General features: G+C 40.8%; 12 protein-coding genes. 10 read left to right on the forward strand and 2 right to left on the reverse strand.

From position 1 onward, the window contains the following. Positions 1 to 193: 193 nt before the first annotated feature. The 9 genes from ACSLUK_RS13650 to nth all read left to right on the forward strand — a co-directional run bounded on the left by ACSLUK_RS13650 (position 194) and on the right by nth (position 9,332). A complete protein-coding gene (locus ACSLUK_RS13650; RefSeq protein WP_448549224.1) occupies positions 194 to 2,074 on the forward strand; it encodes an EAL domain-containing protein in 1,881 nt (626 codons plus the stop codon). Between the two features lie 54 nt (positions 2,075 to 2,128). Continuing rightward, on the forward strand, positions 2,129 to 2,467 hold the full coding sequence (locus tag ACSLUK_RS13655; RefSeq protein ID WP_448549314.1) for a GNAT family N-acetyltransferase: 339 nt from the start codon (positions 2,129 to 2,131) through the stop codon (positions 2,465 to 2,467). 167 nt (positions 2,468 to 2,634) lie between these two features. Beyond that, complete coding sequence (gene rsxA / locus ACSLUK_RS13660) at positions 2,635 to 3,216, forward strand: electron transport complex subunit RsxA (protein ID WP_448549225.1); 582 nt, start codon at positions 2,635 to 2,637, stop codon at positions 3,214 to 3,216. Continuing rightward, on the forward strand, positions 3,216 to 3,770 hold the full coding sequence (gene rsxB / locus ACSLUK_RS13665) for an electron transport complex subunit RsxB (RefSeq protein WP_448549226.1): 555 nt from the start codon (positions 3,216 to 3,218) through the stop codon (positions 3,768 to 3,770). The genes rsxA and rsxB overlap by 1 nt, the downstream gene beginning before the upstream one ends. A 9-nt stretch (positions 3,771 to 3,779) precedes the next feature. Continuing rightward, entirely contained in the window at positions 3,780 to 6,269 is a 2,490-nt protein-coding gene (rsxC, locus tag ACSLUK_RS13670; RefSeq protein ID WP_448549227.1) for an electron transport complex subunit RsxC, read from the forward strand. A 4-nt stretch (positions 6,270 to 6,273) separates the two neighbouring features. Next, complete coding sequence (gene rsxD, locus ACSLUK_RS13675) at positions 6,274 to 7,320, forward strand: electron transport complex subunit RsxD (protein WP_448549228.1); 1,047 nt, start codon at positions 6,274 to 6,276, stop codon at positions 7,318 to 7,320. An 11-nt stretch (positions 7,321 to 7,331) separates the two neighbouring features. Continuing rightward, positions 7,332 to 7,961: an electron transport complex subunit RsxG gene (rsxG, locus tag ACSLUK_RS13680; RefSeq protein ID WP_448549229.1), complete on the forward strand. Its 630-nt coding sequence runs from the start codon at positions 7,332 to 7,334 to the stop codon at positions 7,959 to 7,961. Positions 7,962 to 7,963: 2 nt separating this feature from the next. Continuing rightward, entirely contained in the window at positions 7,964 to 8,665 is a 702-nt protein-coding gene (rsxE, locus tag ACSLUK_RS13685; protein ID WP_448549315.1) for an electron transport complex subunit E, read from the forward strand. Between the two features lie 34 nt (positions 8,666 to 8,699). Next, positions 8,700 to 9,332, forward strand: a complete 633-nt coding sequence (gene nth, locus ACSLUK_RS13690; RefSeq protein ID WP_448549230.1) for an endonuclease III — start codon at positions 8,700 to 8,702, stop codon at positions 9,330 to 9,332. 162 nt (positions 9,333 to 9,494) lie between these two features. On the opposite strand, the gene ACSLUK_RS13695 is transcribed toward nth, so the two are convergent. After that, on the reverse strand, positions 9,495 to 10,748 hold the full coding sequence (locus tag ACSLUK_RS13695; RefSeq protein WP_448549231.1) for a S41 family peptidase: 1,254 nt from the start codon (positions 10,746 to 10,748) through the stop codon (positions 9,495 to 9,497). A gap of 267 nt (positions 10,749 to 11,015) precedes the next feature. Beyond that, positions 11,016 to 12,023, reverse strand: a complete 1,008-nt coding sequence (locus tag ACSLUK_RS13700) for a YncE family protein (RefSeq protein ID WP_448549232.1) — start codon at positions 12,021 to 12,023, stop codon at positions 11,016 to 11,018. 306 nt (positions 12,024 to 12,329) lie between these two features. Between ACSLUK_RS13700 and ACSLUK_RS13705 the strand changes: the two genes are divergently transcribed. Further along, positions 12,330 to 14,240, forward strand: coding sequence for an aminotransferase class V-fold PLP-dependent enzyme (locus ACSLUK_RS13705; protein WP_448549316.1), 1,911 nt, complete (start codon positions 12,330 to 12,332; stop codon positions 14,238 to 14,240). The last annotated feature ends 57 nt before the right edge of the window (positions 14,241 to 14,297 follow it).

The raw sequence follows: 14,297 nt of genomic DNA on the forward strand, positions 1-14,297 counted from the left end.
CTTTTCCTATAGGAAAAAAAGCGAATAGTTATAATTTCCAACTATAATGAATGTAAGTTATTGAGTTTGTTATACCTGACGTTACATTTATAGCGTAAAAGAGTTAATTTACAATTGGTTAGCAAATCGAAGATTTTCATGATATAAAATTAGTTAGCTTGCCTTGAAAGAATAAATAGATTAAAGGGTTGGGATGTATACATATTCGCATTTATTGCTACGTAACATGTTGTTAAGCGCATTGTTTAGCGTTATTTTCACTTTTTTTGCCCTTTTTACCGTGTCAAAGCAACTTGAAGAAAATCAGCTTGCGCATAATGTCTTGCTTTCAGCATTAATTGTTCAACTTGAAACGAAAGAAGACGTAGCCAGTGTTTTCAACAAGTTAAAAAGTAGCCAGCAATACGCTTACATCTCCATTAAAGACAAAGCGACTGGTGACACGCTGCAAATTATGGAATCGCCTGTTAATCCATTAGTTTCGTTTTTAAGCCCTCAAGTTCAGGCGCTTTCACCCAGCACTTCTGAGTTCAAGCTTACCTACCGATTAGACTTTACCAGCGATATCAACTTCATCCTGTCTATTGTGCTTATTGTAGTAACGTTAACATTGATGTTTACCTTTTTAGCCGGCAAGATGAGTTTAACGCGCTATAAAAAATTGATTGAAACAATCGTTCGCCAGATCACAATAGATATTAAAACGCTTTCGATTGGTAAGAAGATAGAAAAGAGTCGTTTCACCAACGAATTAGAGTTTACCGAACTTTATGAAGCTCTCAACAAGATCGACGACCTATTAGCTTCATTTAATGATGGCAAGCTCGAATTAGAAACCGCAGCATACGTTGAACCAGTCACGCAATTAGAGAATCGCAGTAAGTTTGTTCAGTATTTTGATAGTGACGAAGCACCCGACTTTGGCGTATTGACCATCACCCGCTGTTCTGAACTACAAACCATTAACCAAATCCATGGTTACAATGAAGGTGACCAGTATGTTTGCAACATTGCCGATATCATTAAATCAGAAAGCGCTAAATATAAATCATCAAACATATTTCGACTCAATAGCTCAGACTTTGCCACCATATTACCTAATGTAACAATTAAAGAAGCCGAAAGGTATGCGGAAGAATTAATGGCACGATTTAACGACTATCAGCAATCTGCAAGCTTAGACTCTGTTGCTTATACTGGTTTAGTTGCCTTTGACCGCATGAAGCCTTTAGGCGAGATTTTAGCACTGGCAGACACTGGCATTAGTGTTGCGCAGACAAAACAGCTGAATGCCTGGCATGCACAAAAAGATATCGACATTCTTGAAAGCAGTAGTGCTGGCTATGGCAACCAAAACTGGCGACAAGAAATCGATAATGTATTAGAAAATCAACGTGTCACTTTGCTCGTTCAACCTATTAAGCCTAATGATCGCAATACTCGAGTTTATGGAGAGGTATTAGCACGCTTTCTTAATAGCGCCAATGAAATGCTTCCAACAGCATCTTTTATCGCGATGTCAGAAAAGTTAGATCGTATCGTTGCAGTAGATAAGATGATCATCGAAAAAACACTTAACGAAATAACGAGCAAAAATCTACGCGAACAAATATTTGGCATCAATGTTAATTCTCGTAGTATACACGACGAGCAATTTCTGATTTGGCTTGAACGTAAACTCCTTCGAGATCCGAAAAGAACAGCGCAGCTAGTTTTTGAAATTACTGAAAAAGGCCTTCAACAGAACATCAAATCAAGTAGACGTTTTATCGATATGATTCATCGCGTAGGTGCGCGAATAACAGTAGAAAGGTTTGGGGTCGGCTTAACTTCTTTCAAATTCTTCCGTGAACTAAAGCCTGACTTTATAAAAATGGACAGCACCTATACGCGAGACATTGACGAAGATAAGAATAACCAATATTTCCTCAGACTTATGGTGGATTTGGCGCATCGATTAAGCATTACCGTGCTCGCTGAAAGCGTTGAAAGCCAAGAAGAAAAATTCATGTTAGACAAATTGTTCATTGATGGTTGTCAAGGGTATTATTTAGGCAAACCGGAAGCGATATAAGAAACAAGATGCTATGTTCACCAGCATATTTCAAACACTTACTGGGCAAAAAACATTCCAATCAAGACATTGAACAAAGCCATAGATAACTCACTTTGTTTTGGCGTATGCACCAAAAACAATGAACAAGTTGGCTTTGCGAGAATGATTACCGAAAAGTCTACTTTTGCTTATTTGGCTGACGTTTTTATTGACCCATCCTACCAAAAAAAAGGATTATCTAAACAATTGATGCGTTTTATTCAAGCGCATCCTGATCTACAAGACTTACGACGACAAGTGCTGGCAACAGGCGATGCACATGGCTTATACCAAAAATTTGGTTTTACCCCGCTCAATTCACCTGACACCTTCATGGAAATTTTGCAACCCGAGATTTATCAATCAACATAATATACACCGACAGCATTAGTATTAGGTTTATGAAATATTGTACAAATTCATTACCAAAATCGTCATAAATTTGAAATTTAATCTGATAAGTCTTGGCTCTGCATGTTGTTTCTTGCTTTATAACAACGGATAATACCTGTATTCGTTAATAATCTCGTTAAATAAGCATGACTGATTACCTGCTGCTACTTGTTGGTACAGTATTAGTAAACAATTTCGTCCTAGTTAAATTCTTAGGACTTTGCCCGTTTATGGGAGTGTCTTCGCGTACTGAAACCGCGATAGGCATGTCGTTTGCCACAACGTTCGTTATGACGTTGGCTTCATTACTGAGCTATTTGGTCAATACGTATGTGCTCGCACCATTGAACATCGAATTTCTAACCACGATGTCATTCATTCTCGTCATAGCCGTCGTTGTACAATTTACCGAGATGGTTGTTCATAAAACTAGTGCCAATTTGTACCGCTTATTGGGAATATTCCTCCCTCTTATCACCACTAATTGTGCAGTGTTGGGGGTTGCGTTACTCAATATGTATGAACAGCATAACTTTTTTGAGTCTATTATTTATGGCTTTGGCGCAGCGGTCGGCTTTTCTTTAGTGTTAATAGTGTTTTCAGCCATGCGTGAAAAACTCGCTAATGCAGATGTGCCAGCACCGTTTCAAGGGTCTGCCATTGCCATGATTACAGCTGGTTTAATGTCTTTAGCCTTTATGGGCTTTTCTGGGTTGGTGAAGTTTTAATGTCTGTAATTATTGCAATTCTAGTGCTGGGACTTATCGCAGCCGCATTTGGCGCATTACTGGGCTTTGCTTCAATTCGCTTTAAAGTTGAAGGTGATCCACTTGCCGAGCAACTCGACGCGCTATTACCACAAACACAATGTGGTCAGTGTGGTTACCCAGGTTGCAAGCCGTACGCTGAAGCAGTAGCAAACGGCGAGGCAATCAACAAATGTGCCCCTGGTGGCGAAGAGACCATAAAAAAAATAGCTGACTTAATGGGCGTAGAAGTTCAGCCGCTTGATGAAGCACATGATGTGGATAATACACCTAAAGTCGCCTTTATCATTGAAGAAGATTGCATTGGTTGTACTAAGTGCATTCAAGCATGCCCTGTTGACGCGATCATAGGTACGACAAAACAGATGCATACGATTATCAGCGATGAATGTACAGGCTGTGATTTATGCGTAGCACCCTGCCCTGTAGATTGTATTAAAATGATTCCTATTGCCCAAACAACTAAAGATTGGCAGTGGGATCTTAACAGTATTCCTGTAGTTCAAGTGGATTAGGTAGAAATTTTGGAATCTATTATCGAACGCATTAAGCGCGGAAAATTTTGGAAATTTCATGGCGGGATTCATCCACCTAGCCAAAAGTTTTTAACCACAGATAAACCGATCAAAAAAATGGCAATTCCGCCACTGCTACGAGTACCAGTTCGTCAACATATTGGTGACGCTGGTGACATTATCGTGGAAGTAGGTCAAAAAGTATTAAAGGGACAGCCACTCACAAAAAATTCAACGCCTATGGCAGTGCCAGTGCACGCGCCTACTAGCGGTACTATTTCATCTATCGAATTATGTGTCATTGCGCATCCATCAGGCATGTCTGAACCCTGTATTCTGATTGAAACAGATGGCTTAGACCAATGGTGTGAGCGACAAATATGTACTGATTATCGCGAACTTAATAAATCTGACATTGTCAGCAAGATACACCAAGCGGGTATTTCTGGCATGGGGGGGGCTGGCTTCCCAAGTCATATCAAGGTTGGAACGATTGCCCCCATTGATTTTTTGATCATCAATGCAGCCGAGTGTGAACCTTATATTACTGCTGATGATTTATTGATGCGTGAACAAACCGCGATGATCATCGACGGCATTGAAATCCTCGATCACATCATTTCGCCCAAGCATATCTTAATTGGTATTGAAGATAACAAACCTGAAGCAATTGACGCTTTGCAAAAGTTGAGTGCACATAACGAAAAAATTCAAGTATGTGTATTACCAACGATTTACCCTACAGGTGGTGAGAAACAGCTCATTCAGGTGCTAACAGGTAAAGAAGTGCTCTCTGGTGTACTGCCTAGTGCACTTGGCATTGTTATGCAAAACGTTGGCACTTGCTACGCGATCGCAGATGCCGTACTAAATGACAAACCATTAATTGAACGTGTGGTTACGGTAAGTGGGCAAGGCTTAGAAAAACCACAAAACGTATGGGCGTTACTTGGTACGCCTATAGAGTTCTTAATTGAACAATGCAACTATAAACAACATAACAAAAAGCACATCATTATGGGGGGGCCAATGATGGGATTCAGTTTGCCTTCTCCAAAAGTGCCCGTAGTAAAAACTACAAACTGTATCCTTGCCCCCAGCGAAGAAGAAATACCGAATGATTCACAAGAAATCGAGTGTATTCGTTGTGGTCAATGTGCCGACGTTTGTCCGAGCTTATTATTGCCGCAAGAATTACAGTGGAGCGCTAAAGCGAAAGATCACGACCAACTCAATAAGTTGAACTTGTTTGATTGTATTGAGTGTGGCGCATGCGCTTATGTTTGTCCTAGCCACATTCCATTAGTACATTATTATCGTGTCGCAAAAGCTGAAATTAGACAGCAGCAGTTGGCTGATGTAAAAGCGGAAAAAGCGAAACAACGATTTGAAGCGAGAAAAGCACGACTAGAGCGTGAGAAAAAAGCCCGCGAAGAAAAACAACGTAGAGCGTCTGAAGCGCGAAGAGCACGCATGAATTCAGGCTCATCTGAAGGCACTAAAGAGAAATCCGCTGTTGCTGCCGCGCTAGCCCGCGTTAAAGCGAAAAAGAACCAAGGTATTAGCGACGAAGCACCTGAAACAACTGCAAAATCAAAAGCAGCTGCCGCAATAGCACGAGCTAAGGCAAAGAAACAAGCACAACAAAGCGAGCAGGTAGAGCAAAACAACAGCAACGATGTAAAAGACGATAAAAAGGCACAAGTTTCAGATGCGATCGCTAGAGCGAAGGCTAAAAAAGCACAAAAATCCGACGCTGTTGAGCAAACGCCTCAATCTATTGAAGTAAGTGCTTCTGATGCCAGCAGTGCAACAACAAATCAAGAAACGAAGTCAAAACGAGTGTCTGCGGCAGTGGCAAAAGCTAAAGCAAAAAAATTAGCTAAGAACAATGACGCCGCCGCGATTGACGACGTTGAACAAACGCCACCGCCAAAAAAATCAGACCGAGTGTCGGCTGCAGTGGCAAAAGCGAAAGCCAAGAAAAAACAAGCCAGTGAAGCCTTGTCCAATACAGAGTCTTCTGGTGCTGAATCAAAAGAAAATGAGGCACTGAACAATACGACAGAAGAAATCACAGAAGAAAGTACAACAGTTAAGAAGACGAAAGCCGACAGAATTGCGGCTGCTGTCGCTAAGGCCAAAACAAAGAAACAAGCGTCCAAACCAGCAGAATCCCAAGATAGCTTGCAAAAGGCCGAGTCTGTAACAGAGGTCCAAGAAAACTCTGCAGTCGTTGAAGAACCTCTTACAGAATCGACCAATAAAAATACCGATGATCGATCAGCTAAAATAGCAGCAGCGATCGCAAAAGCTAAAGCCAAAAAGCAAAATACTGTTACAACAAACACTTCCAAGGCATCTTCACAAGAAGCATTGGAAGAAAAGTCGGCAACGAAACCATCGCCTGTTGCGAGCGTCGCCCGAACAAAACAAGAAAAGATAGCGGCTGCCATTGCAAAAGCTAAAGCTAAAAAACAACAATTAGAGTCTGAATAACGTCATGACATTTTGGATCGCAAGTTCACCTCATAAGCATGTACAAAGTAAAACGTCTGCATTAATGCGGCTCGTCATTTACGCACTCATTCCCGGAATATTAACGCAATGGTACTTTTTTGGATGGGGCAACCTCATCCATATAACGCTTGCTATCACCGTTGCATTGTTTACGGAATTTTCAATCTTATCCTTACGTAAGCGCCCCATTAGCAATGAATTGTTTGATGGAAGCACAATAGTGACAGCGGTATTATTAGGTATTAGTTTGCCTGCACTCGCTCCGTGGTGGATATCTGTATTAGGGACTGTGTTTGCCATTGCAATTGTCAAACATCTATACGGTGGATTAGGTCATAATCCTTTTAATCCGGCCATGGCAGGATATGTGATGCTACTTATTTCATTTCCGGTGCAAATGACTTCTTGGCAACCACCATTATCACTAATGAATGTCGACCTAGGTTTTATCGATACCTTGTATGTTATTTTTTCAGATTTCACAAGAGAAGGCTATTCGGTAGAGCAGCTTAGAACACACATTGATGGCGTTACTATGGCTACACCGCTTGATACAGTGAAAACAAATTTAACACTAGGTAAGACTATCGAAGAAAGCATGCGATCTGTGGTTATTGGCGACCACTTTGGCGTGGGATGGCAATGGCTAAATGGCGCCTTCTTATTAGGTGGGATTATTCTGTTAGCTAAAAAAGCAATTCCGCTTGCAACGCCCGCGAGTTTTTTGTTCAGCCTTTTTGTTTGTACGTTAATTGCGTTTACGGTCAGCCCTGACACCAACGCTTCAACGATGTTCCATTGGTTAAATGGTGCAGTAATGCTTGGGGCTTTTTTTATCATCACAGATCCTGTTTCTGGCGCTACAAGTACGAAAGGACGAATCATTTTCGGTGCACTCGCAGGCTTTCTAGTATTTATCATTCGCAAATATGGCGGCTATCCAGATGCTGTCGCTTTTGCAGTGTTATTGTGCAACATGGCTGCGCCACTGATTGATCAATACACACGTCCTAGAACTTACGGACACTAAGAGGAGTTAGCGTGAAAGATGCCATTCAAAAAAATGCGATGTTGCTTGCCATTTATGCCATTGTTGCAACAACCATCGTTGGTATAATCAGCCTGCTCACACAACCGCGCATAGAGCGACAAGAACAGGCGCAGCTGCTCAATACACTCGCAAGTATTATTGAGCCGAGTTCTCATAACAATGATTTATATCAGGATTGTCATTTACTCAATGATCAATCATTCAGCTCCAAGCTACAAACTTATTACATTGCTAAAAAAGACGACAACCCCGTAGCAATCGCAATTACGACATCAGCGCCTGACGGCTATAATGGAAACATAGACTTGATTGTTGCCATGACATTAGACGGAACAGTTTCGGGCGTTCGAACGCTAAAACACCAAGAAACACCAGGCTTAGGTGACAAGATTGAATTGCGTAAAGATGATTGGATATTGAGTTTTGCCGACAACCATGTAGAAAGTGAGAAAGATATGCGTTGGGGAGTTAGAAAAGACGGTGGCGTATTTGATCAATTCACTGGCGCGACCATTACCCCTAGAGCCGTAGTAAATACGGTAAAACGCACTGTGTTATATGTTAATGAACACAAAGATAGCCTGTTGGCTAATGAACAACTGTGCCGGAGTAAATCGTGAACATTTCCGATGAATTAAAAGAATTGACTTGGCAAGGGTTATGGAAAAACAACCCGGGATTAGTACAATTACTTGGCTTGTGTCCGCTGTTAGCCGTAACGTCAACCGTTATCAATGCCCTCGGTTTAGGACTGGCAACCCTCTTCGTGCTGGTATGTTCCAATGCAACTGTATCAGCGATTAGAAATTGGGTACCAAAAGAAATTCGTATTCCCATTTTTGTGTTAATAATTGCCGCATTCGTCACCTGTGTTCAGTTGCTCATGAATGCATTTACTTATGATCTATACGAATCGTTGGGTATCTTTCTTCCTTTGATTGTCACCAATTGTGCAATTATCGGCCGCGCAGAAGCTTATGCATCTAAAAATCCTGTCAACCTAGCAACATTTGACGGCTTCATGATGGGGCTTGGATTCTTGCTTGTACTTGTCGTGTTAGGTGCTATTCGCGAACTACTTGGTCAGGGTACCTTATTCTATGGTGCAGAGCTGCTATTTGGCGATTGGGCAACCGTATTAACAATTGAGGTATTCAAACTTGATAGCCAGTTTCTACTTGCCATATTACCGCCAGGTGCCTTTATCGCAATGGGCTTTTTAATTGCGGGTAAAAACGCAATCGATAATTACTTAAAAGACAAGCAACCAAAATCTAAAAAAGAACAATCGATTGAACGCGTACGCGTTAATTTTGACAATTAGGTGTTAGTCTAATAACAAATATAATAAAAATACTATGAATAAAGAAAAGCGACTTGAAATACTTACCCGATTAAGAGACGACAACCCTCATCCAACTACAGAGCTAAACTTTTCAACGCCATTTGAACTGTTAATTGCTGTATTGCTCTCAGCACAAGCGACAGATGTTGGCGTAAACAAAGCAACCGATAAGTTATATCCAGTAGCAAATACACCGCAAGCCATTCTTGATTTAGGGCTAGAAAAACTAAAGTCTTATATTAAAACTATTGGCCTATTTAATACCAAAGCAGAAAACACGATCAAAACCTGTCAAATCTTGGTAGATAAACATGGTGGAGAAGTTCCCGAAGACCGCGCAGCTTTAGAAGCCCTACCCGGCGTTGGTCGAAAAACCGCTAATGTAGTGCTTAACACTGCTTTCGGCTGGCCTACCATAGCAGTTGACACTCATATCTATCGTGTCTCTAACCGCACCAAATTTGCTGTAGGCAAAAATGTTGATCAGGTGGAACAGAAACTACTCAAAGTGGTTCCCAAAGAATTCAAAGTTGACGTACACCACTGGCTAATTTTACATGGCCGCTATACCTGTGTTGCCCGTAAACCAAGATGTGGTGCTTGTATTATTGAAGATTTGTGTGAGTTTAAAGAAAAGTCAGAATAAGTCTGCTTTGTGAAAACCCCATTCGATTAACTTAATGATTGTTTTGAAAATTATTTCTCTGATAGCAAGCCAGAAACAATAAAAATTGGCGCTACCCAATAGCGCCAATCTTATGTAGCAAATGTCATCATTTAATCGCTTTTACTTTCAAGCCTGTATTACTTAATTTGAGCAATATCCATTATTGTATAGGTAAAGTGCTTCCGCCAATACTGGGTCGGTAGGATCTCCCCATATAGGTTTAAAAGTGTCTTCTACGTAACATGTTGGCGAAAGCCCTTCAGGCGGAATACGCTCACCAATAGCATTCTCAATAGTAAATTCTGTAAGGTACACCGTCTCTCCACAGATACTATGAATAGCTTGTCCCGCTGTTTTTCCATATGTCTGCTCTCCAACGGTGTTAACTTCGATGTAGGGTGATAGTTTCGATATCAAACCTTCACTTGCTGAAGCGCTATTCTTACTGGTAAGAAATGTCACTGAATTCATATTAAAAGCAGGTATGCTGTCATTTAAGCCGAAAAGAAACGAACTATTCCTGTCACTTAAATTGTCGTTAAATATTGTTCGCCCCGCGAGATTACCAATAACGTAATCTCCTGCAATCTGACTCTCAAGGCCATCAACACAACATCCTCCACCATTGGCACGCAGATCAATGATAAGGTGCTCAACCTCAGCATCAATAAACAGCTCAAAAGCATTATTAAGTTCAGGCACAGAAGTTGGCAAAAACATTGAAAATACCATATAACCGACTTTGCTAGCTTCTATGTTAATGACTTCACTGTGAAACACGGTTTGCAAATCGAAACGGCGCTGAGAAAGTACACCGTGATGCTCATCGTTGTTATGATCTTGCCAGTGTATGGCTACTTCGTTGCTATTATACAATAGGTCTATTATTGTCTTTTGTGGTTCTTCTTCTGATGCAAGTAGATCAGCAATAGACACACCTGATATAGAAATAATCTTATTTCCACGCTTGATCCCCAGTTCACTCGCCGGACTATTAGGCCATACTAGTTTTGCTAAAACTGCGCTCCTATCGTTTGAAAAGGTGAGTGTTAGCCCATTGTCTAACATACTGCCATTTTCGATAGCATCGACTAGGCTGCCAGTTTCAGGTAATTGAATACTCGTAAAACGGTCTTGTGGATTTTTTCGTTTTACGTCTTCAATTAGCGCAGCAAGAGAATCAAAATCCGATAGATTGGTGCTTTGGTCAAGTTCGTCATTCCAAAAATAACGATAATTTAATACTCGCCATAAAGATTCATTCTTATCGAGTTGTGTAGCGCAGGATATTTCAATGTTACCCAATGGGGCATCATCTTTATTTTTATCTTCATTTACACACCCAACTAACGCTAAAACTATAAAATTAATAGCAACTACCTTCCAAGCTAACATGCTTTACTTCCCTCTTTAACATCAAAACGGATATACCGTTTTTATATCAGGTTAAAGGATTCACGTTAGATTAGAAGTAGCAAGCACTAGGTTATTTACCAACGGTATAGACATCTTCACCAAACCGCAATAACCCATTGATTAAATTAAAAATCACCAACAAACCAAATAATAAGAACTTGATAAACAGTAGACATTTAACAAGAATAATCCCTGATAAATAGACAGTTTTGGCTACTGCCGTTCGCTACTTGTTAACACCTGCTATCAGAAATAAGACTTTGGCAATTTCAAAGGCGAATACCCAATACCATCAGGCCCACCTCCTGTTGGCAATTCAAATAGCGTTTCGCCTGATTTTGTATCGATAACCAAAACCTTATCTTTGCCGTAGGCAGATAAAAATAAAGTACGATCATCAAGATGAAAAACTAGCCCTTTAGGTCCAGTTCCCCTATCAAATTCTATCTGGTGCACTTTCTCTTTGTTTCTTATATCTATTATATCGAGCGTATCTTTTCTATAGTCAGGGATCGCGCCAAACTGCTCATCACTAGATAGTAAAATTCTATAAGGAAAGCGATAACCACTCCATTGCTTAATCACTTTACTGTTAGTTAGATTAAATACTGTCACCAAGCCATCTTCATTGCTCCCGACCCACAGCTCTGCCCCCTCTTTATTGACCGTGATAGCTTCAGGTATATTAGGCGTTGATATTTTTCGCAGCAACGCACCTGAATGAACATCTAATTCTGATACCGTATTCGAATGCATATTGGTGGTATATACGCGTTTGCTAGACTTAGGCAGTGCCACCATGTGAGAGCCTTTTTGCTTAGTACCAATGACCTTGGTAATTTGACCTAAAATAATATCAACGATGACTACACTATCGGAGCCTTCAGAAGATACTGCCACTCTTCGCTGGTCGTTCAAAAACATTACACCATGTGGCCAAGGGTAATTAGTCAAATCAATGGTTTTTATCTTTTTAGCTTGTTGAACATCAAAAACAGTTAAACTATTACCGCCAGAATAATTTGTGACGACAGCCAAACGTCCATCCGCACTCATTGCTAATTCATGAGGCCCTTTAGACGTTGAACGCGTAAATTTGATTTTTCGGCTCTCTAGGTCAATGAAGTTAACCGTGTCATCCTTTTTATTTACGACGACTAATGTTCCCGATAAATGTATTTCGCTTGCTAACGAAGAAATACTGATAAGACATCCGGACAGAAGTATATAGAATAAACAATTAGAAACTTTCATATTATCTCCTTATTATTCCAACAGATTATATATTTCCAATAACGAAGACAAAAACGCTGTGTAAGAAATTATTGCCTGTCAAACCTGCTCAATTAACTTCCCTATTTCTTGCTGCTCTTTAAGCTAAGAGTATCAGGGCTTTGGTTTCAATTAGTTTTCAAGCCTTGTAAATAAAATCTATTCATACGTACAAGCATGCAAGTGAAATAGCATAATCAATGAAACATTTTCAAAGTATTAATTTCACAAGTTACAATCCTTTGGTTATGCTACTGAGTATTAAAAAATTTCATGGCGAATAGCCCTATGTTACCTTTATTTCGTATCTTGTTAATTGAGCAAGACCCAGCCACCTTGCATGAGCTTTCAACGAATCTATCGAGCACTATTCCTAATTTTGAACGAAGTGATATTCATATAGATATAATCGAATGTCTCAAACTGAAACAAGCGTTGGAATTTGTGGAAGAAGACGGTGATATTCAGGCCGTGGTGCTGAGTTGGGATGTACACAACAAGGTTGGCGAACGAACTTACAGTCACTTTATCGAGCAGCTAAAGGAAATACGTATCGAGTTGCCGGTTTATGTAATTGGCGACGACACAAAAGGGCTGGAAATCGTCAACGAATCAGAAGAAATCGAGTCTTTCTTCTTCAAGGATGAAGTAATTTCCGATCCTGAAGCGATTTTAGGCTATATGATCAACGACTTCGATGACCGAGCAGAAACCCCTTTCTGGACAGCGTATCGCCGTTACGTTGGCGAAGCAAACGATTCATGGCACACTCCAGGTCATAGCGGCGGTTCTAGTTTTAGAAACTCTCCTTATATCAAAGATTTTTATCAGTTTTATGGCCGCAATGTATTCGTCGGTGATCTCTCAGTATCTGTGGATTCGTTAGGCTCACTATCAGACAGTACCAACACCATTGGCCGCGCCCAAGAATCGGCGGCCGCGACGTTTGAGGTGAAGCGCACCTATTTTGTCACGAACGGCTCGTCCACCTCGAATAAGATTATTTTGCAAACGCTACTTCGCAAAGGGGATAAAGTAATCATCGACCGTAATTGCCACAAATCTGTGCACTATGGCATTCTGCAATCTGCCAGTTTCCCTATCTATTTATCGAGTATTTTAAATCCGAAATATGGCATTTTCGCACCACCGTCATTAGCCGACATTAAACTTGCGATTGAACAAAATACCGATGCGAAATTGCTGGTGCTCACTGGTTGCACCTACGATGGCCTGCTTAGTGATCTGAAACAAGTGGTAGATTTTGCTCATCAACATGGTATTAAGGTGTTTATCGATGAAGCTTGGTTTGCTTACTCGCTGTTTCACCCGAGCTTACGCTATTATTCCGCCATTCATGCTGGAGCCGACTATGTTACCCATTCAGCGCATAAAGTGGTGTCAGCATTTTCTCAGGCGTCTTATATTCATATAAATGATCCCGATTTCGATGCTGATTTTTTCCGTGAAATTTATAGCATCTATGCCAGCACATCGCCAAAATATCAGCTTATTGCCTCTCTCGATGTCTGCCAGAAGCAATTGGAGATGGAAGGCTATAAATTGCTCAATGCCTTGTTGAATCACGTGGAAGAATTTAAACAACAGATGGCATCACTCAAACATATTAAAGTGCTTGGTAAACAAGATTTTATGAAAATATTCCCACACTTTAGCGATGACAATATGGGACACGATCCGTTAAAAATTCTCATCGACATCAGTGAGTTGCCGTATTCATTAAAAGATATTCATAAATTCCTGCTGGACGAAATTGGCCTTGAGATAGAGAAATACACACACAGCACCATTTTGGTTTTACTCACACTTGGGGGCACGCGTTCGAAGATCATTCGTTTGTATAATGCCTTGAAGAAACTCGACAGCGGTAAGGTGAAACTATCAAAATCGACGAGGCGCTCCCGCTTGCCTGAGAATTTACCTGCTATAAACCTAGCCTGTATTCCAAGCGACGCGTTCTATGGCGAGCGCGAATCTGTGCCTATCAGCAAGAGCAACAACCGTATTTGTGCCGGTTTAGTTACTCCATACCCACCGGGCATTCCGCTCTTGGTGCCGGGCCAGCATATCACACAAGATCATATCGACTACCTCAAAGAGTTGGCGGGACAAGGATTGACAATACAGGGCAGTTTCGATGGCGAGATCTATGTGCTTAAAGACAAAGTAAACAAGTAAAGGCAACCGTTTAGTTCATACAAACCCTCTCACTCGGCAGCAATGTCACAAAACATT

Source organism: Thalassotalea fusca (assembly GCF_053485835.1).

Bases quoted from the DNA above. Each gene is read 5' to 3' on its own strand.
- ACSLUK_RS13650 (WP_448549224.1), top strand. From the start codon at position 194: ATGTATACATATTCGCATTTATTGCTACGTAACATGTTGTTAAGCGCA.
- rsxA (WP_448549225.1), top strand. From the start codon at position 2,635: ATGACTGATTACCTGCTGCTACTTGTTGGTACAGTATTAGTAAACAAT.
- rsxB (WP_448549226.1), top strand. From the start codon at position 3,216: ATGTCTGTAATTATTGCAATTCTAGTGCTGGGACTTATCGCAGCCGCA.
- rsxD (WP_448549228.1), top strand. From the start codon at position 6,274: ATGACATTTTGGATCGCAAGTTCACCTCATAAGCATGTACAAAGTAAA.
- nth (WP_448549230.1), top strand. From the start codon at position 8,700: ATGAATAAAGAAAAGCGACTTGAAATACTTACCCGATTAAGAGACGAC.
- ACSLUK_RS13695 (WP_448549231.1), bottom strand. From the start codon at position 10,748: ATGTTAGCTTGGAAGGTAGTTGCTATTAATTTTATAGTTTTAGCGTTA.
- ACSLUK_RS13700 (WP_448549232.1), bottom strand. From the start codon at position 12,023: ATGAAAGTTTCTAATTGTTTATTCTATATACTTCTGTCCGGATGTCTT.
- ACSLUK_RS13705 (WP_448549316.1), top strand. From the start codon at position 12,330: ATGTTACCTTTATTTCGTATCTTGTTAATTGAGCAAGACCCAGCCACC.